Raw genomic sequence first — 18,406 nt, forward strand, 5'->3', positions numbered from 1 at the left:
AATCTTGTCGTGCACGCATCTTGTCGAGTAGGCCACCCCCTCCTTACTTTTCAGTAAGTTCATTTTGAAAGCACCCGTGTTCAGATTCCTCAGAGGAGGGAGCAGTCATGCCTGCCCCCAGATCCAGGCACCTTTGCTCCATAGCCGCCGCCCTCGTCCTGGCCGCCGCCGGCCCCGCCACGGCCGCGTCCGCCGCCTCCACCAGTGCCGCTTCCGACGCCTCCGCCCTGCGCGAGGTGCTGTTCGTGGGCAACAACTGGGACGGCACCGCGGACGTCATCAAGTCCTCAGGGGACTTCGCGAAGGTCGGCCGGATCAACGTCATCCCGGACAAGGACCAGCGGATGGGGGAGATCAACGCCGACCCGATCAAGTGGATCTACTTCCAGGCGATCCGCAACAGTGTCGGCGAGGGCCACGACCAGTTCGCGGACGACATGTACTCGACCCCCGACGGCAAGTCGGTGGTGGTCTCCCGCCCGAGCTTCGCCGACGTCGTCTCCATCGACCTGGCCACCGGGAAGATCAACTGGCGGTTCCCCGTCGCCGGTTACCGTGCCGACCACATGGCCGTCTCCCCCGACGGCACCCGGGTCGCGGTCTCCGCCTCGACCGCGAACAAGGTGCACGTGCTGGACATCAACACCGGCCGGCAGCTCGGTTCGTTCGCCACCGGTGACAAGCCGCACGAGAACATCTTCACCAAGGACGGCAAGTACATCTGGAACATGTCCATCGGGGACGTCAACACCTCCCTCGACGACCCGTCCGCGGACTGGACCAAGGGCGACCGCCACATCACGGTGGTGGACGCGACGACGTACAAGCAGGTCAAGGTCATCGACATGCGGAGCCGACTGGACGCCTTCGGCCTGAAGAACTTCTCCGACGCGGTCCGTCCGGCCGTCTTCTCCCCCGACGAGTCGAAGTTCTACTTCCAGGTGTCGTTCTTCAACGGCTTCCTGGAGTACGACGTCGCCTCCGACAAGATCACCCGGATGAAGACCCTGCCGAAGAACCCGGCGACCAGCGAGGACCGCACCACCTGGGTCAACGACTCGCGCCACCACGGCATCTCGATGAATCCCGCGGGTACCAAGCTGTGCGTGGCGGGCACCATGGACGACTACGCGACCGTCGTCGACCGCGCCACCCTCCAGGAGGGCCCGCTGGTCACCGCCTCCAAGCCCTACTGGGCCACGGTCAGCGGCGACGGCAAGGACTGCATCATCTCCGAGTCCGGCGCCGACCAGGTCACGGCCATCGACTTCACCACCGGCCAGAAGGTGACGTCCGTGCCGGTGGGCGACCACCCGCAGCGCGTCCGGCTGGGGCACGTGCAGGCCGACTGGACGGGGCCGTCGGGCAGTTGACGCCCCTGAGCGGCCTCCGGGGTGCGGCGGCGCCCCGGAGGCCGGCACGGCTCAGAAGTGCGCCGCCGCCCACGCCGCCAGCTCGGACTTCGCCGCGCTCAGCAGGTCCGCGGAGGGGGTGCTCGTCGTGCCGTCCGTGACCAGTGCGTAGTGCAGGACCCCGGAGTCGGTGTCGGTGAGCAGCAGGCGGCGGCTGCCGGTGCCGCCCGGTTCCGGCGCCACGCCCACGGGGGTCGAGGCGGTGTACGCCGGGGGCGCGTACACGGTGCCGAGGTCGGAGAGGACCGTCGTCGCCGAGGCGGGGAAGGACGCCGGGAGGTGCAGTTCGGTGGGTGCCGTACCGCTGCCCGAGCGCCACACCAGCAGACCGTACCGGCCGGAGCCGACCAGCCGGGAGACGTTCGGCAGGGAGCTGGGCACCGGGTTCCAGGTCAGGGTGGTCGAGCCGTCCCGGGAGCGGTCCTCGTAGGTGAAGGCGAGCGTCGTGCCCGCCGTCGCGGCCGGGTAGAGCCGGTCGAGGAGGCGCGCGTCCTGACGCAGGGTCACCGCGCCGGAGTCGTCCAGCCGTACGGCGGACAGGTCCTCGTCGTTCCAGGCGTCGCCCGAGGTGAGCACCTTGCCGGGGTTGCCGTTCATCAGCTCGTGGTGACGGCCGCTGTAGATGTCCCACTGCCACTGGGTGCCGGACAGCACCGGACCCGAGGACGCCGGGCTGTTCCACCAACGCGCTCCCGGCAGACGGGAGTCCAGGGCCTGGTACATGGCCTTGAGCACGGTCGGTGCCTTGTCCGACACCGTCCCCGCCAGCGGGTGCCCGAACTCGCCGACCACGGCCGCGGTCCCGGCCGCCGAAGCCCGGTCGCGGATGGTGCCGAAGTCGGTCGCGTACTGGCCGTCGGCCGCCTTGCCCCACATCAGGATGCCGGAGATGGCCTTCTGGTCGTAGAAGTGGGTGTTGAAGACATAGCGTGATCCGAGGGTGCCCGCGTCCAGCAGGCCGCCCTCCTGTTTCTGGGAGTCGATGTTGGAGTTCCAGAAGAGGCCGGGCTCGACCAGGGCGGGCTTCGCCTGCCAGCCGGCCGCGTCCATCGCGCCACGGAACCTCACGTAGAACGGCCACAGCAGGTCCCGTTCCCAGGTGCGGTTGGTCTGCCCCGAGTCGTAGGTGCCCGCGTACGGCTCGTTGTACGGGTCGAAGCCGACGACGCCCGCGAACTCGGTGTCGCTCAGGTGCTGCGCCAGGTACGACATGGTCGTCCGGGCCGTGGCGAGGAAGGCGTCCTGGAGGCCGTGGTTGTTGTGCCAGAAATCGTAACCCGCCTTCGTCACGGCCGCGTTCTGTGTGATGTTCTGCCCCCAGAGAAAGCAGATACCGCACGACTCGGCCGGGTAACCACCGGCGGTCACCGCCCACTCGGGGGCACCGTCACCCGTGTACCAGCTTCCGGGGCCGAAGAGGTACCGGGAGTAGAGGTCCTGGTGGAAGTCGGGGTAGACGCGTAGCCCCGCGTCGAGGAAGGCGCGCATCTGGTCGGTGACGGCGGCCAGATAGGCGGTGTCGACCTGGCCGCGCACGGGCTCGGCGTGGGCCCAGCTGAGCAGGAACCGGACGGAGTTCGCGCCGCCGAGGGCGCGCAGCGCGGTCGCGGACTTCTTCGCGTCGGCGACCGACGCGAAGGGCAGACCGCCGTTCTCCTCCAGCTTGGTCTCGCCGGAGACGTTGTAGCCGCGCAGGACGACCTCACGGCCCTGCCCGTCGGTGAAGCGGCCGTTCTGCACGGTGAGGGAGGTGCCGTCGAACCACAGGGAGTCGGACGGGACGGCAGTGGCGGGTGGGGCGGCGGTGGCGGGTGGGGCGCCCGCCACCGACAGGAATCCACAGAGGACAACCAGGACAACGGTCAGACGTGCCCGGATTTTCGACATGTCCACTACATTCCGGCGGTGTCAGGACACAGTCAACAGCACTGACTCCGAAGTAAGGACTTTTTTCCTGCCATTTGGCCGGATTCGCGTGTAGGCCCGAGAGGGACGGGTAGGGGGCGCAACAGCAACGGATGAGGCATGCATGTCCTCTGCGGTACTTCCCGGAAGGAGGTCCGTGACAGCGCATCATCCACAGTGCCCGGGCCGCTCCCCATCACGGGGCGGCCCGGATCTCGTTCCGCTCACCGCCGCGGCAGCCGGTGCAGTGCCACCTCCGTCAGCGTGCCGTCCGCGACGGTCGCCGTCAGGTAGGTGCAGTGGGGCTGCCGGCGGCGGTCGGTCGGGGAGCCGGGGTTGAGCAGCCGCAGGCCACCGGGGGCGGTGGTGTCCCACGGAATGTGACTGTGGCCGAAGACCAGGACGTCGAGCTCGGGGAAGCGGGCTGCGCAGCGGACCTCGCGGCCCTGGGCGGGGCCGGTCTCGTGGACGACGCCGAAGCGCAGCCCGCCCAGATCGGCGTACGCCACCTCGGGGAGGCGGGCGCGCAGCTGAGGCCCGTCGTTGTTGCCGTACACGGCGACGAGCCGGCGGCTGCGGACCTCCAGCAGGTCGAGGGTGGCGGTGTCGACCCAGTCCCCGGCATGGATCACGACATCGGCCCGCGGCAGTTCGGCCAGGAGCTCGTCCGGCAGCCGCTTGGCGCGCTTGGGCAGATGTGTGTCGGACATGAGGAGCAGGCGCACGCGGTCAGGCTATCGGGGCGCCTGCCCGAAGCGTCGTCACCCGGACTTGGCGAGGCGCCGGATGCCGCGGAGCGCGGTCACCGCGGCCAGGCCGGTGCCGAGCGCCGTGGCGGCGGGGTGGTGGGCGAGGGTGGTCTGCCAGGAACGGCTGTGGGAGCTGTCGTCGAAGACGCCGTGCGCCCCGTGGTCGTCGCCGGGCAGCCGGTCCACGGGCTCGAAGAGGTTGCTGCGGCCGGTCGGTGCCTCCTTGTCGGTCTGCTGGGACTCGAAGCCGGTGCGGGCCAGATAGCGGTCGAGCAGGGCCGGCACCAGCCGGTTGGCCCAGATGGTGGCCACGGTGGTGGCACCGACGTAGTACTGCTTGCGGCGCGGGTGGTCGGCGGCGTACACCACACCCCGGGCGGCGACCTCGGGCTGGTAGATCGGCGGAACGGGGCTGGGGTGCTTGCGCAGGCGGGAGCGCACCCAGTCGAACTGGGGGGTGTTGACGGCGGGCATCTGGGCGACGGTGACGTGCACGTTGCTCCCGCGGTGCAGCAGCTCGACGCGCAGGGAGGAGGTGAAGCCGTTGATGGCGTGCTTGGCGCCGCAGTACGCGGACTGCAGCGGGATCGACCGCTCCCCCAGTGCCGAGCCGACCTGCACGATGGTGCCGCGGTCGCGGGGCAGCATCCGCCCCAGCGCCGTCCGGGTGCCGTTGACGAAGCCGAGGTAGGTCACCTCGGTCACCCGCCGGTACTCCTCGGCGGTGATCTCGTCGAACGGCGCGAACACGGAGCTGAAGGCGCAGTTGATCCAGACGTCGATGGGGCCGAACTCCTTCTCGGCGGCGTCGGCGACGGCCTCGACCTGGTCGGCGTCGGCGGTGTCCGCGACCTGCACCAGCGGCCGGCCGCCGAGCGCGGCGACCTCGTCGGCGGCGGCCTCCAGCCCGCCACGGCCGCGGGCGACCAGGACGACGTCGGCGCCCCGCTGGGCGTAGAGACGGGCGGTGGCGCGGCCGATACCGGCGCTGGCACCGGTGATGACGACGGTGGCGGGCATGGTCAGCTCCTTCCGGGGTGAGAGTGGTCTCGGCCCAGCCGGGCCGCGGTCTCCAGCAGTACGGCGTGCACGAAGGCCTGCGGGATGTTGCCGCGCAGCTGCCGCTGGGCGACGTCGTACTCCTCGGCGTACAGTCCCGAGGCGCCGCAGGCGCCGCGGTTGCGTTCGAACCAGCGGTGCGCGGACACGGTCCGACCCTGCTGGTGCTCGGCCATCGCCATGACGAACCCGCAGAGCAGGAAGGCGCCCTCGGCGTCCGCGAGGGGCCGGTCGTCGTGGCGGAAGCGGTACAGGAAGTGGTCCTCGGCGAGCGCGCGGCGGCAGGCCTCGAGAGTGGCGCGGGTGCGCGGGTCGTCGGGGGGCAGGGCGCCGCGTACCGGGGGCAGCAGCAGTGCCGCGTCCACGGCGGGGTCGTCCGGGCTGCGCTGCCAGTACCCGTCGGCGTGCACGGAGGTGGCCGTGACGGCGGCGAGCAGGGTGTCGGCGAGCCGGGCGCAGGTGTCCGCGCGGGGGTGGCGCGGTTCGGCGGCGGCGAGGGCGCGCAGTCCGGCGACGCAGACCAGACGGCTGTGGGTCCACTGCCGGGGGGAGAGCTCCCAGATACCGGCGTCGGGCTCGCGCCACCGGTCGGCGACGGCGCGTACGGCGATGTCGGCGGCCTCGGCCGCGGTGGCGTCGAGCCGGTCGTGCCGGGCCGCCGCGGCGAACAGCAGCAGCGCCTCGCCGAAGCAGTCCAGCTGGAACTGCTGCTCCACCCGGTTGCCGACCCGGTCGAAGCCTCCCGGGTAGCCGGGCAGGTCCAGCTCGCGCTGGCCCGGGACGGGTGTGCCGTGCACGGTGTAGGCCGGGGTGAGGCGGGGGCCGTCGGAGCACAGCCGCTCGGCGACGAAGCGGACGGCGTCGTCGAGGAGCTCGGGTACCCCGGCGGCGGCCGCGGCCTGCCCGGCGTAGCTCTGGTCGCGGATCCACACGTACCGGTAGTCGTAGTTGCGTCCCTCCTCGGCGCGTTCCGGGAGGCTGGTGGTGGCCGCCGCGACCATGCCGCCGCCGGAGGTGGTCAGACCGCGCAGGACGGCGCAGGCGAGCCGGGCGTCGCCGGGGGCGATGGTGTGCTCGAGCCGGGGCACCGCCCGCCGCCAGGCCCGCTCGGTCGCCGCCCAGGCCTGTTCGGCGTGCGGCGGGGTGCGCGGGAGCGGGGAGGGGGAGCACTCGAGGACCAGGTCGTGGCTCTCCCCGGGCTTGAGGACCAGTTCGGCGGTCAGCCCGTGCTCGCCGAGAGTGGCGGAGGGGGCGCCCTGCCAGCGCAGCCGGTGGGCGCCGGTGTACAGGTGCCACACGCCGGCGTCGTCACGGTGGGCGGAGTCGAGCGGGGCGCGGCCGTAGTCTGCGTGCGGGTCGAGGACGACGGTGAGGTGCGCGGGGCCGTCGACGGCCTGCACCCGGCGCAGCAGAACCACGCGGTTCGTCTCGCCGGGGAAGGCCAGCGCCTCGCGGCACTCGACGACGCCCTCGGTGGTGACCCAGCGGCTGCGCCGGATCAGGCTGCCGTTCTCGTAGTAGCCGCCGGGTACGTGGGGAGCGCGGGGCGTGACGGCATAGCCGCCCCGGCCGCCGATGAGGGAGGCGAGCACGGCGTCGTCGTGCCAGCCGGGCGCGCACAGCCAGACGACGCCGCCGTCGGGGCCGATCAGCGCGCCGCGTTCGCCGTCGGCGAGCAGGGCGTAGTCGTGCAGTGCGTGCGGGGGGAAACGGCTGCTCATGGGATCTCCTCGCTCAGCGCACGCGGTAGGGCCGGGCACGCTCGGCGGCGAGGGTCAGTCCCAGTCCCGGCGTTCGGCCGGCGCCTGGAACGACGCTGCCACCCGCCGGGTCGAGCACGCCGTCGAAGAGGATCCGCTCGATGCGCACATGGTCGTGGAACCACTCCAGGTGGCGCAGGTTGGGCACCGCGGCGGCGGCGTGCGCGTGGGCGTGCGGGGCGCAGTGCCCGGAGATGTCCAGGCCGCGGGCCTGGGCGAGGGCGGCGGCCCGCAGCCAGACGGTGATCCCTCCGCAGCGCGTGACGTCGGCCTGGAGACAGTCCACCGCGTCGGCGGCGAGCATGTGCTCGAAGTACGGGAGCGTGTAGCCGTACTCCCCCGCCGTCACGTCCATGGGGGCGTGGGCGCGGATCGACGCGAGGCTGGTGAGGTGGTCGGAGGAGACCGGTTCCTCGAACCAGGTCACCCCCTGTCCGGCGAGAGAGTCGGCGAGTCGCAGCGCCTGCTTCGCGCTGTAGCCGCCGTTGGCGTCCACGTACAGGGCGGTGGCGTCGCCGACGCTCGCGTGGGCCCGCTGGACCCGGTCCAGGTCGCGGTCCTCGCGGGTGCCCCAGGACTCCCCGATCTTGATCTTGACGCGGGGGATGCCCTGCTCCTCGGCCCAGCCGCGCAGCTGCCGGTCCTGGCGCCGGTCGTCGTAGGTGGTGAAGCCGCCGCTGCCGTAGACGGGCACGTCGTCGCGGGCGGCGCCCAGCAGGTCGACTAGGGACAGGCCGAGCAGACGGGCCTTGAGGTCCCACAGCGCGATGTCGACGGCGGCGATCGCCTGTGCGGCCACGCCGGGTCCGCCCGCGTTGCGCACCGCGCGGTGCATCTCCTCGTTCAGGCGGGGCACGTCGAACGCCGGGGAGCCGGTGACGACGCCGGCGAGCAGGTCGTTCACGAGATCCGCGGTGGCGGCGGGCGCGTAGGTGTAGCCGAGTCCGCTCGCGTCACCGGCGCGGACGGTGACCAGGACGAGCGTGGTGCTGTCCCAGGCCAGGGTGCCGTCGGCCTCGGGCGCGTCGGTGGGCACGGTGTAGACGGAGGTGTCCACTCGCTCGACGACCGGCTGGTCGGTCATGTCTCCTCCCGGGCGTGGGCCCGTGTCCGGGCGCGTTCGGTGGTGCGGTGGTGCTGCCGGGGTCATCGGTTGCGGCGCCGCAGCCGCAGCGCGGTGCCGGCGGCGGCCGCGCCGGTCAGGGCGGCGACCGAGGCGGTGGTCGCCCAGCGTGCGGTGCGGGAGGGCTCCGGCGGGCGCTGTGCGAGCCGTTCGGGCCGGTCGCTCGGCAGGTTGCCGTCCATCGCCAGGGCCAGCACCTCGGCGAGGTGCAGGGCACGGCGGCCGGTGTCGCCCTGCTCGATCTGGGTGCGGCAGCTGAAGCCGTCGGCGAGCACCAGGCTGTCGGGGGCCGCCTCGCGGACGGCGGGCAGGACGCCCTGTTCGGCGACGGCCATGGAGACCTCGTGGTGGCCCCGTTCGAAGCCGAAGTTGCCGGCCAGGCCGCAGCAGCCCTCGTCGAGGACGCCGGCGTCGAGGTGGGCGCGGCGCATCAGCTCCCGGTCCGCGTCGAACTTCATGATCGCGTGCTGGTGACAGTGGGTCTGCACGGTCGCCTGCCGGGCGAGCCGGGGCGGTTGCCAGTCGTCCGGCGCGTGGTGGACGAGCTGCTCGGCGAAGGTGCGCACCTGCCCGGCGAGCCGGCACACGTCCTGGTCGGCGGGCATCAGCTCGGGCGCGTCGGACCGGAACACGGCGGTGCAGGACGGTTCCAGGCCGATGACCGGGGTGCCCGCCTCCAGGTACGGGCGCAGTGCGTCGAGAGTGCGGCGCAGCACCTTCTTGGCGACGGTGAGCTGTCCGGTGGAGATCCAGGTCAGGCCGCAGCACACCGGTTCGTCGGGTACGGCGACGTGGAAGCCGGCGTCCTCGAGGACCCGTACGGCAGAGATCGCGATGGAGGGGTGGAAGTAGGTGCTGAAGGTGTCGGGCCACAGCACCACGGTCCGCGGGTCGGCCGGGTCGGGCTGCTCGGTGCCGCGTTCCCGCCACCACTGGACGAAGGACTGTTCGGCGAAGACCGGCGCGGGCCGGGCCGCGTCCACGCCCGCCAGCCGCTTGCCCAGCCGGGCGAGGCCCGGCGCGTGCAGCGCGCCGTTGACGAGCGAGGGGGCGACCCGGGAGAGGCGCGCCCACAGCGGCAGCCAGCCCATGGCGTAGTGGGCGGCGGGGCGTACCCGGCCCTCGTGGTGGTGGGCGAGGAACTCCGCCTTGAGCGTCGCCATGTCGACCCCGGTGGGGCAGTCCGACTTGCAGCCCTTGCAGGCCAGGCACAGGTCGAGGGCGTCGTGGACCTCGGTGGAGCGCCAGCCGTCCTTGACGGCGGAGTCGGCGTGACCGTTCAGCATCTCGAACAGCAGCCGGGCCCGGCCGCGCGTGGAGTGCTCCTCCTCCCGGGTGGCCCGGTACGAGGGGCACATCACGCCTCCGGAATGGCCGCGGCAGTTGCCGATGCCGACGCAGCGCATGACCGCACGGGTGAAGGAGTGGTCGTCCTCCGGGTAGCCGAAGTGCGTCTCGGGGGTGGCCGGGCGCCAGGAGGGGCCCAGGCGCAGCTGCCCGTCGACGGGGTTGGGGCGGACGACCTTGCCGGGGTTCATCCGGTCACGGGGGTCGAACAGGGCTTTCAGCTCGCCGAACGCGGTCACCAGCCGCTCGCCGAACATCCGGGTGAGCAGTTCGCCCCGGGACTGGCCGTCGCCGTGCTCGCCGGACAGGGAGCCGCCGTAGGAGGCCACGAGGTCGGCGGCGCGCTCCAGGAAGCGGCGGAAGTCCCCTACGCCCCCGGCGGTCTTCAGGCCGAAGGGGATGCGGGTGTGCACACAGCCCTGTCCGAAGTGCCCGTACAGGGAGGGGTGGTCGTAGTCGAACTCCTCGAAGAGTTTCTTCAGGTCGCGCAGGTAGTCGCCGAGCCGTTCGGGCGGTACGGCCGAGTCCTCCCAGCCCTCCCAGGTCTCGCGGTCGTCCGGGGGCCGCGCGGTGACGCCGAGACCGGCCTCGCGGGCCTTGAGCATCTTCTCCTCGCGGTCGGGGTTGTCGGAGAAGGCGACGTCCTTGTCCTTCTCGTCCCGGCCGATGGCCCGCAGGAGTGCGTGTGCCTGTGCGTCGACGTCGTCCTGGCTGTCACCGCTGTACTGCACCATCAGCCAGCTGTCGCCCTCGGGAAGGACGGCGAGGGAGTCCAGGTAGGCGCCCTCCTCGCGCATCAGCTGAGCCATCCGCCCGTCCAGCGCCTCCAGTTGGCTGGGCGAGCAGTGCTCCAGCAGGCGCGCCACGTCGTCGCCGGCGGCGCAGATGTCGTCGTAGCCGAGCACCAGCAGCGACTTGTACGGCGGCACCGGCACCAGGGCCAGTTCGGCGCGCAGCACGGTCACCAGGGTGCCTTCGCTGCCCACCAGGGCCCGGGCGACGTCGAAGCCGTTCTCGGGGAGCAGGGAGTCCAGGTTGTAGCCGGAGACCCGGCGGGGGATCTTGGGGTAACCGCGGCGGATGTCGGCCAGGTACTCGCCGGCGATGCGGTCCAGTCCGGCGTAGATCTCGGCGAGCCGTCCGCCCTCCGCGGTGATCCGCTCGCGTTCGGCGGCGGACGTCGGTCCCACCCAGGCACGCACGCCGTCGTAGGTGAGGATCTCCAGGCGGCGCACGTTGTCCACGGTCTTGCCGTACGCCTGGGCGGACGCGCCGCAGGAGTTGTTGCCGATCATCCCGCCGAGCGCGCAGTGGCTGTGCGTGGACGGCTTGGGACCGAACTGAAGCTTGTGGTCGGCCAGTTGCCGGTTGAGTTCGTCCAGGACGATGCCGGGTTCGACCACACAGGTGCGTGCCTCGGGGTCCACCGAGACCAGCGCGTTGCAGTACTTGCTCCAGTCGATCACCACGGCGGTGTTGGTGGACTGCCCGGCCAGGCTGGTGCCGCCGCCACGGGAGAGCACGGGGGCGTCGAACCGGGCGCAGACCGCCACCGCCCGCGCGCCCGCCTCGACGGTGCGGGGCACGACGACGCCGATGGGGACCTGCCGGTAGTTCGAGCCGTCCGTGACGTAGGCGCCGCGGCTGCCGGCGTCGAAGCGGACCTCGCCGTCCACTTCCGCGTGCAGCGCCGCCTCCAGTCCGGTCACGTCCGGAGGGGTCATCTGCTCACGTCCTCGAGTCTCTCCCCATGGCCTTCGCCCGGTCACGGACGTGCGAGTACCCAGGGATCGCCGGGTCCAACTGAGCTCCGCGGGCGGCGTCACGAAGACGGCCGACCCCGCCCGGGCCGAGCCGGCTCCTTACCCAGATCGAGCCGATCCCTTACCGAGACCGAACAGACGTCCCCGCAAGTGGCCGGGTTAGCATTCGGCCACGCGCACATGCCACCCAGGCGACGGGTGGCGACCGAAAGGGGCTCGAAAGCCGGATGCCGGTCAAGGTCAGCGTCATCGTCCCCGTGTACAACCCCGGGCCCTACATCGAGGACTGCATCGCCTCGTTGCTGCGGCAGTCACTGCCTCCCGACGAGTTCGAGGTGGTCTTCGTCGACGACGGCTCCACCGACGGGACGCCCGCCCACCTGGACGAACTGGCCGCCGAGCATCCCCACGTCCAGGTGATCCACCAGGCGAACTCCGGCTGGTCGGGCAAGCCCCGCAACGTCGGCATCGAGGCCTCCCGGGGCGAGTTCGTGATGTTCGTCGACAACGACGACTACCTCGGCGACGAAGCTCTCGAACGTATGTACGAGTACGGGGTGGCGAACAAGGCCGACGTGGTCGTCGGAAAGATGGCCGGAAAGGGCCGACCGGTCCCGGTGGAGCTGTTCCGCCGCAACCACCCGCACGCCACCGTCGAGAACGCCCCGCTGATCGACAGCCTCACCCCGCACAAGATGGTCCGCCGCGCGTTCCTGGACCGCACCGGCCTGCGCTTCCCGGAGGGCCGGCGGCGACTGGAGGACCACGTCTTCGTCACCGAGGCCTACCTTCGCGCCGACAACGTCTCCGTGCTCAGCGACTACGTCTGCTACTACCACGTCAAGCGGGACGACGCGTCCAACGCGGGCTTCCAGCGCTTCGACCCGGTCGGCTACTTCAAGAACCTCCGTGAGGCCCTGGACGTCGTCGAGCGGTACACCGAGCCCGGCCCGCTGCGCGACCGGTTGCTGCGCCGCTGGCTGCGCGTGGAGATGGTCGAGCGGATGAGCGGCCGCCGTCTGCTGCGCAAGCCCGACGACTACCGGCGGGAACTGTTCCGGGAGATGCGCGGCGTCGTCCTGGAGCGCTTCGGCCCCGGTGTCGCGACCGGGCTGCGCCCGGGGCAGCGGATCGTCGCCGAGCTCATCCGCGAGGACCGCTACGACGACCTGGTCGCCTACGCCGAATGGGAGAGCGGCGTCACACCGAAGGCGGTGCCCACCGGGGTGGAATGGCGCGACGGGAGACTGCGGGTCGCCTTCACCGCCGAGTACCACCGCGACGGCCGGGCGCTGACCTACCCCGCCGACCCGGCCGTCGCCGCCGCCGACGGCGCGCCCCGGGACCTCGACGAGGCGGCCGCCCGGCTCGGCGGGGCCGCCGTGGACGGTTTCGGCAGGGCGACCGCCCACCTGCTCCTGCGCGACCGCGACAGCGCCGCGTCCTTCTTCCAGAAGGTGGACCTCGCCCGCGAGCGCGTTCCGGCCGGGGACGGCCGCATCCGGCTGGTGCTGCACGGCACGGCCACCGTCGACCCCGCCGACGCGGCGGGCGGCGCCCCGCTGCACGCCGGCCTGTGGGACGCGTACGTGCGGGTCGGCCTCGGCGGCTGGACCAGGGAATGCCGGCTGGGCCCGGCCCCGCGGCACGACCGCCCCGCCCCGCCCGCGGGGCTCGTGGCCGGGCGCGTGGTACTGCCGTACTGGACCAAGCAGCACGACAACTTCTCCCTGGACGTCGACCGGGCGACCAGGGCACTCGGACTCGGCGGACTGACCCCCGAGGACGCGACGGTCTCCGGGGACCGGCTGCTCAGCCTCGCGCTGCCGCTGTACGTCGCCGACCGCACCGAGGTGGTGCTGCGCTGGGTGGGCACCGCCTCCGGCGGCCCCCTCACGGAGACCGGGACGCTGACCCCGGCCGAGGGCGACGGCTCCCTGCTGCGGACCACGCTGCCCCTGTCCGCGATGCGGGAGGCGTCGGGATGGCGGCCGGAGGTGTGTCTGACGCCGGATGCGGCCCCGCCGCGTTTCCTCGCCCTGCCGCTGGCCCTGCACGTCAGTCGTACCGGCCGCGTCCGGTTGGCGGGTCCGCCCGTGCCCGGCCCGGCACGGCGGCTGGCGCGCGCGGCGCGGCGGATGGCGGGCGCGGCCCGGCGCAGGATCGGTTCCACCAGCGAGACACGGAAGGCGTGACGGCGTGCGTGCACTGGAGATAGCGGACGCCTGGGTGCTGGAGCCCAAGGTGTTCCCGGACGCCCGGGGCAGCTTCCACGAGTGGTACCGGGGCCAGGAGTTCCGTGCGGCCACCGGATACGACCTCGCGCTCGCTCAGGCCAACTGCTCGGTGTCGCGGCGGGGCGTGCTGCGCGGGATCCACTTCGCCGACGTACCGCCCGGCCAGGCCAAGTACCTCACCTGCGTGCGGGGCGCCGTCCTGGACGTGGTCGTGGACATCCGCGTCGGCTCGCCCACCTTCGGCCGGTGGGAGGCCGTACGGCTGGACGACGACACCCACAACGCCGTGTTCCTCGCGGAGGGGCTGGGGCACGCGTTCATGGCGCTCACCGACGACGCCACGGTGGTGTACGTGTGCTCGGCCGGGTACGCGCCCACGCGTGAGCACGGGGTGCACCCGCTCGACCCCGCGCTGGGCATCGCCTGGCCCGGGGGCATCGAGCCGCTGCTGTCCGAGAAGGACGCGGCGGCCCCCTCACTGGCCGAGGCGGAGCGGTCCGGGCTGCTTCCCAGCTACGCGGACTGCTCCGCCCACTACGAGCGGCTTCGTGCGAGCGCGCTGCGCAGGTGAACGAGCAGGGAGGACGGCGCCGGGCGGCTCAGGGGCTGACGCCGAGCTGCTGCACCGCCCGGCGCAGGGGTCCCCAGCCGCGGGACCGCTTGGTGCCGCGGTCGCGGGCCGCCACCAGCGGCTTCCAGAAGCCCGCGTCGATCAGCGTCCGGGGCTTCACGGCCGTGGTGCGCTCCAGGATCTGCTCGGGCACCTTCTGCGGGTCCGGGACCTCGAACTCCGCGATGATCTCGTCGTACCTGTCGCCCAGCACCGTGTTGTCCGGGTCGGCGCCGAAGACGACCAGCTGCCCGGTGGGCGCGGTGTCCACCAGGACCGTCACCAGGTCGGGACGGTACCGGTTCAGGATCTCGACGAGCTTGTAGACGTCACCGGTCCAGGCGTCGGTGTGCCGGTCGCGGGCCGCCTCGTCGACGTTGCGCGGGAGCATGTCGTCGAAGACGATCACGCTGGCCCAGTCCGAGTGCTTCTCGATGTTGATGAAGTCGCGCAGCGCGTACTCGAACAGGTGCATGCCGTCGATGAACGACAGGTCCAGGGTGGTGCGCCGCCAGTATCCGAACGGGCTGCGGTTGCGGGCCAGGTTGCGCAGCGGGTGGCGGCCGCCCCTGAGGTGCGCGAGGGGGTTGTCACGGGCGAAGAAGTCGTCGCTGGTCGCCTTGGCCAGGTGGACGTCGCAGCGGATCTCCGTGACCACCTTGAACGCCGGGTCGATCGCGATGCTCGGCACCCGGGACAGTGTCAGGCTGCGGCCGTCGTTGACGCCGATCTCCAGGTAGTTGCGGTTCGCGGTGACCTTGTGGAGTTCCCGCAGGAACTCGTGCCGTTTCACTGAGAGATCTCCTTGCGGATGTGGGGCAGTGCTTCGTGCAGGGCGGACCGCCAGTGCCGCAGCGGTTCCAGGCCCGCCTCCCGCCACCGGTCGTGGCCCAGGACGCTGTAGGCGGGGCGGGGGGCGGGCCGGGCGAAGGCCCGGCTGTCGGTGGGGCGCACCCGGTCCGGGTCGGCGCCGGCGAGCCGGAACACCTCCCGGGCCAGCTCGTACCAGCTGGCCTCACCGGAACCGGTGGCGTGGAAGATACCGTGTGCGGCCGCGTCCCGGGAGGGCTTCGCACCGAGGTCCGCGATCCGGACGGCGACGTCCGCGCTCCAGGTCGGCTGCCCGCGCTGGTCGTCCACCACGTCGAGGGTGTCCCGGCGGCCTTCCAGCTCCAGCATCGTGCGCACGAAGCTGCGGCCGTGGACGCCGTACAGCCAGGCTGTGCGCACCACGGCGCAGGCCCCGGGGAGTTCCTCCAGGACCGCCCGCTCCCCCGCCAGCTTGGTGCGGCCGTAGGCGGTGCGCGGTGCCGGGGGGTGGTGCTCCGCATAGGGGGTGGCGCGGGCCTCTCCGGAGAAGACGTAGTCGGTGGAGACATGGATCAGGCGGGCGCCGTGTCCCGCGCACGCGCGGGCCAGCAGCCTCGGTCCGTCACCGTTGACGGCGAGTGCCCGGGCCTCGTCGGTCTCGGCGTCGTCGACGGCCGTGTACGCGGCGCAGTTGACGACGACGCCGGGCCGGTGCTCTTCGAGGGCCCGGTGGACGGCGTCGGCGTCGGTGATGTCGAGGCCCGCGCGGTCCAGGCCCGTCACGTCCTCACCGCGCCGCCGCAGCTCCTCGACGGTGTCGCGGCCGAGCATGCCGCCCGCGCCGGTGACCAGCCACCTCATCAGGCCCCCTGACGGGTGCGCTGCCTGAGCGGTTCCCACCAGGCCCGGTTGTCCCGGTACCAGGCGACCGTGTCGGCGAGGCCGGTCGTGAAGTCGCGGCGCGGCCGGTAGCCGAGCTCGTCGCGGGCCTTGCTCCAGTCCACGGAGTAGCGCAGGTCGTGCCCCTTGCGGTCGGCGACGTACGCCACCCGGTCCCAGCCCGCCCCGCAGGCGTCGAGGAGCAGCCCGGTGAGTTCCTTGTTGCTCAGCTCCGTGCCGCCGCCGATGTTGTACACCTCGCCGGGGCGGCCCTTGGTGCGCACCAGTTCCACACCGTGGCAGTGGTCGTCGACGTGCAGCCAGTCGCGGACGTTGCGCCCGTCGCCGTAGAGCGGGACCTGCCGGCCGTCGAGGAGGTTGGTGACGAACAGCGGAATGACCTTCTCGGGGAACTGGTGCGGGCCGTAGTTGTTGGAGCACCGGGTGACCCGCACGTCCAGGCCGTGGGTGCGGTGCTGGGCCAGGGCGAGCAGGTCGGAGGAGGCCTTGGAGGCGGAGTACGGGGAGTTCGGGGCGAGCGGGTGGGTCTCGGGCCAGGACCCGGTGTCGATGGAGCCGTAGACCTCGTCGGTGGAGACGTGCACGAACGGGCCGACGCCGTGGCGCAGCGCCGCGTCCAGCAGCGTCTGGGTGCCGAGCACGTTGGTGAGCACGAACTCGCCCGCTCCCGCGATCGAGCGGTCCACATGGGACTCGGCGGCGAAGTGCACGACCTGGTCGGCTTCGGCCATCAGCTTGTCGACCAGGCCGGCGTCGCATATGTCGCCCTGGACGAACTCGAGGCGGGGATGGCCGGCGGGCAGGTTGGTGAGCGTGCCCGCGTAGGTGAGCTTGTCCAGCACGGTGATGTGCGGCGCGTCGGGGCCGTCGTCGGCGAGGAGAGTGCGGACGTAACGGGAGCCGATGAACCCGGCGCCGCCGGTGACGAGGAGATTCATGAACGGATCTGCACCTTGCTGTGGTCGCCGAGGACGAGTCGGTGGGCGCTGGGTACGTCGGGCGCCGGGGTCACCTCGACGTGCCGGCCGATCAGCGAGGACTCGATCCTGCCCACCCCGTCGATGGACGAGTCCCGCAGCACTATGGAGAACTCCAGCTCGCTGTCCGTGATCCGGCAGTTCTCCGCGATGGAGGTGAACGGTCCCACGTAGGAGTCGCCGACGAGGGTTCCGGCGCCGATGACGGCCGGGCCGACGATCCGCGAGTTGACGATCCGCGCGCCCTCCTCGACGACGACCCGTCCGACGGTCTCGGACGCCTCGTCCACCTCGCCGTCGATGCGCCGGTCCATGCCCTCCAGGACCATGCGGTTGACCTCGAGCATGTCGCCCACGTTGCCGGTGTCCTTCCAGTAGCCCCTGATGACCGTGGAGCGGACGTCGGCACGGGCGTCGATGAGGTGCTGGATGGCGTGGGTGATCTCCAGCTCGCCCCGCCAGGACGGCTTGACGGCCCGCACGGCCTCGTGGATCACCGGGGTGAACAGGTAGACCCCGACCAGGGCCAGATCGCTCTTGGGGTGCTCGGGCTTCTCCTCCAGGCCGATCACCCGGCCCGAGGGGGCGAGCTCGGCGACGCCGAAGGAGCGGGGGTCCGGGACCCGGGTCAGCAGGATCTGCGCGTCGGGGCGGCTGACGCGGAAGCCCTCGACCAGGTCGCGGATGCCGCCGACGACGAAGTTGTCCCCGAGGTACATCACGAAGTCGTCGTCGCCGAGGAAGTCCCGCGCGATCAGCACCGCGTGGGCGAGGCCGAGGGGACGTTCCTGGGGTATGTAGGTGACGTCCAGGCCGAACTTGGAGCCGTCGCCGACGGCTTCCTGGATCTCGGCGGCCGTGTCCCCGACGATCACGCCGACCTCGGTGATCCCGGCCGCGGCGATGGATTCCAGCCCGTAGAAGAGCACCGGTTTGTTGGCCACCGGGACCAGCTGTTTGGCGGAGGTGTGGGTGATCGGCCGCAGCCGGGTACCTGCACCGCCGGAGAGCACCAGAGCCTTCATCTGCCACACCTTATCGGCCATAGTCCAAAACCGGCCTTTGTGTGTCGTGCCGGTTCGTTAAGACGATGCGCCTCTGATGTGCGGTTCTGGTGAGACCGGAGTGAAGCGGTCCGCCGATTTTCAGCCGGGAGTCAGTCCTCCCCGCGGACGATATTGCCGTCCTGGCCCTGCGGCGCCTCGCGCGGGCCGCCGCGCTCGACTATGGCCGGCAGGCAGGTACGCAGCCCCTTTCCCCACCGTCGGCGGGCCTTCGCCCAGCCCGTCTCGGCCATGCCGGCGACGGGTTTCTCACTGCTGTACACGGTCACGACGTCTCACTTCTTCCTTGCATCCTCTTACTGCCTTCTTGCCGCCTTTTCACGTACGGCCACCGCCGCCACCGCCGAACGACCCGCTCGAACCGGGCTCCCAGCGCGGGCGCCGCTGATCGTCGGCCCGCTTGGTCCCGGTGGGGTTGAGCTGATGCGGGGTGAGCCGCTCGCTCTCGTCGGCCGCCTGGGGCACCTCGTCCCACGAGCGCGCCTGGCGTTCCTCCTGCACCGGCCCGGATACCGGGCGCGTGGGCTGCTCTTCCGGCCTGGGCGGTGTCGGTTCGCGCCGGCGCACCTTGAATCCCAGCCGGAAGGCCCAGATCAGCCCGGCGACGACGGCGACGCCCACGACGAGGATGGCGATGTACCCGAAGGCGGAGACGGCTCCTGCGGCCTCGCTGATGGCAGTGTCCATGGA

15 protein-coding genes are annotated in these 18,406 nt (G+C 71.9%); 3 read left to right on the top strand and 12 right to left on the bottom strand.

What is annotated here, in order from left to right; all coding sequences use genetic code 11:
- Positions 1-107: 107 nt before the first annotated feature.
- Positions 108-1,373: a YncE family protein gene (locus ACWC21_RS02855; protein ID WP_450877436.1), complete on the top strand. Its 1,266-nt coding sequence runs from the start codon at positions 108-110 to the stop codon at positions 1,371-1,373.
- A 51-nt stretch (positions 1,374-1,424) separates the two neighbouring features.
- Here ACWC21_RS02855 and ACWC21_RS02860 read toward each other — a convergent pair whose 3' ends face one another.
- The 6 genes from ACWC21_RS02860 to ACWC21_RS02885 form a co-directional block, all read right to left on the bottom strand.
- The gene (locus ACWC21_RS02860) at positions 1,425-3,299 is read right to left on the bottom strand and encodes a cellulase family glycosylhydrolase (RefSeq protein ID WP_450877438.1); all 1,875 of its coding nucleotides are present in this window, start codon (positions 3,297-3,299) and stop codon (positions 1,425-1,427) included.
- Positions 3,300-3,541: 242 nt separating this feature from the next.
- Positions 3,542-4,042 carry a metallophosphoesterase family protein gene (locus ACWC21_RS02865; protein ID WP_450877440.1) on the bottom strand — a complete coding sequence of 167 codons (501 nt, stop codon included), beginning with the start codon at positions 4,040-4,042 and terminating at the stop codon, positions 3,542-3,544.
- Positions 4,043-4,078: 36 nt separating this feature from the next.
- Positions 4,079-5,086 (bottom strand): SDR family oxidoreductase, encoded by a 1,008-nt coding sequence (locus tag ACWC21_RS02870; RefSeq protein WP_450877442.1) that lies wholly within the window; start codon positions 5,084-5,086, stop codon positions 4,079-4,081.
- A gap of 2 nt (positions 5,087-5,088) precedes the next feature.
- Positions 5,089-6,846, bottom strand: coding sequence for a glycoside hydrolase family 15 protein (locus ACWC21_RS02875; RefSeq protein WP_450877444.1), 1,758 nt, complete (start codon positions 6,844-6,846; stop codon positions 5,089-5,091).
- Positions 6,847-6,859: 13 nt separating this feature from the next.
- Positions 6,860-7,969 (bottom strand): enolase C-terminal domain-like protein, encoded by a 1,110-nt coding sequence (locus ACWC21_RS02880; RefSeq protein ID WP_450877446.1) that lies wholly within the window; start codon positions 7,967-7,969, stop codon positions 6,860-6,862.
- Positions 7,970-8,031: 62 nt separating this feature from the next.
- Complete coding sequence (locus ACWC21_RS02885; RefSeq protein WP_450877448.1) at positions 8,032-11,079, bottom strand: FAD-binding and (Fe-S)-binding domain-containing protein; 3,048 nt, start codon at positions 11,077-11,079, stop codon at positions 8,032-8,034.
- 266 nt (positions 11,080-11,345) lie between these two features.
- Here ACWC21_RS02885 and ACWC21_RS02890 point away from each other — a divergent pair, with 266 nt between their 5' ends.
- Both ACWC21_RS02890 and rfbC read left to right on the top strand, forming a co-directional pair.
- On the top strand, positions 11,346-13,313 hold the full coding sequence (locus ACWC21_RS02890; protein ID WP_450877450.1) for a glycosyltransferase family 2 protein: 1,968 nt from the start codon (positions 11,346-11,348) through the stop codon (positions 13,311-13,313).
- A gap of 4 nt (positions 13,314-13,317) precedes the next feature.
- Positions 13,318-13,926 (top strand): dTDP-4-dehydrorhamnose 3,5-epimerase, encoded by a 609-nt coding sequence (gene rfbC / locus ACWC21_RS02895; protein ID WP_450877452.1) that lies wholly within the window; start codon positions 13,318-13,320, stop codon positions 13,924-13,926.
- Between the two features lie 28 nt (positions 13,927-13,954).
- Here the strand turns inward: rfbC and ACWC21_RS02900 are convergent, their stop codons facing one another.
- From ACWC21_RS02900 to ACWC21_RS02925, 6 genes are all read right to left on the bottom strand, one after another.
- A complete protein-coding gene (locus ACWC21_RS02900; protein ID WP_450877454.1) occupies positions 13,955-14,758 on the bottom strand; it encodes a class I SAM-dependent methyltransferase in 804 nt (267 codons plus the stop codon).
- Positions 14,755-15,636, bottom strand: coding sequence for a dTDP-4-dehydrorhamnose reductase (rfbD, locus tag ACWC21_RS02905; RefSeq protein ID WP_450877456.1), 882 nt, complete (start codon positions 15,634-15,636; stop codon positions 14,755-14,757). The genes ACWC21_RS02900 and rfbD overlap by 4 nt, the downstream gene beginning before the upstream one ends.
- A complete protein-coding gene (rfbB, locus tag ACWC21_RS02910) occupies positions 15,636-16,613 on the bottom strand; it encodes a dTDP-glucose 4,6-dehydratase (protein WP_450877458.1) in 978 nt (325 codons plus the stop codon). Before rfbB ends, rfbD begins: the two co-directional genes overlap by 1 nt.
- Positions 16,610-17,677, bottom strand: a complete 1,068-nt coding sequence (locus tag ACWC21_RS02915) for a glucose-1-phosphate thymidylyltransferase (RefSeq protein ID WP_450877460.1) — start codon at positions 17,675-17,677, stop codon at positions 16,610-16,612. The genes rfbB and ACWC21_RS02915 overlap by 4 nt, the downstream gene beginning before the upstream one ends.
- Positions 17,678-17,808: 131 nt before the next feature.
- On the bottom strand, positions 17,809-17,985 hold the full coding sequence (locus ACWC21_RS02920; protein WP_450877462.1) for a hypothetical protein: 177 nt from the start codon (positions 17,983-17,985) through the stop codon (positions 17,809-17,811).
- A gap of 49 nt (positions 17,986-18,034) precedes the next feature.
- Entirely contained in the window at positions 18,035-18,403 is a 369-nt protein-coding gene (locus ACWC21_RS02925) for a DUF6479 family protein (RefSeq protein WP_450877464.1), read from the bottom strand.
- Positions 18,404-18,406 lie beyond the last annotated feature (3 nt).

The sequence above is a fragment of the Streptomyces sp. NPDC001348 genome (genome assembly GCF_053597535.1).

Bases quoted from the DNA above. Each gene is read 5' to 3' on its own strand.
- ACWC21_RS02855 (WP_450877436.1), top strand. From the start codon at position 108: ATGCCTGCCCCCAGATCCAGGCACCTTTGCTCCATAGCCGCCGCCCTC.
- ACWC21_RS02860 (WP_450877438.1), bottom strand. From the start codon at position 3,299: ATGTCGAAAATCCGGGCACGTCTGACCGTTGTCCTGGTTGTCCTCTGT.
- ACWC21_RS02870 (WP_450877442.1), bottom strand. From the start codon at position 5,086: ATGCCCGCCACCGTCGTCATCACCGGTGCCAGCGCCGGTATCGGCCGC.
- ACWC21_RS02875 (WP_450877444.1), bottom strand. From the start codon at position 6,846: ATGAGCAGCCGTTTCCCCCCGCACGCACTGCACGACTACGCCCTGCTC.
- ACWC21_RS02880 (WP_450877446.1), bottom strand. From the start codon at position 7,969: ATGACCGACCAGCCGGTCGTCGAGCGAGTGGACACCTCCGTCTACACC.
- ACWC21_RS02885 (WP_450877448.1), bottom strand. From the start codon at position 11,079: ATGACCCCTCCGGACGTGACCGGACTGGAGGCGGCGCTGCACGCGGAA.
- ACWC21_RS02890 (WP_450877450.1), top strand. From the start codon at position 11,346: ATGCCGGTCAAGGTCAGCGTCATCGTCCCCGTGTACAACCCCGGGCCC.
- rfbD (WP_450877456.1), bottom strand. From the start codon at position 15,636: ATGAGGTGGCTGGTCACCGGCGCGGGCGGCATGCTCGGCCGCGACACC.
- rfbB (WP_450877458.1), bottom strand. From the start codon at position 16,613: ATGAATCTCCTCGTCACCGGCGGCGCCGGGTTCATCGGCTCCCGTTAC.
- ACWC21_RS02915 (WP_450877460.1), bottom strand. From the start codon at position 17,677: ATGAAGGCTCTGGTGCTCTCCGGCGGTGCAGGTACCCGGCTGCGGCCG.
- ACWC21_RS02925 (WP_450877464.1), bottom strand. From the start codon at position 18,403: ATGGACACTGCCATCAGCGAGGCCGCAGGAGCCGTCTCCGCCTTCGGG.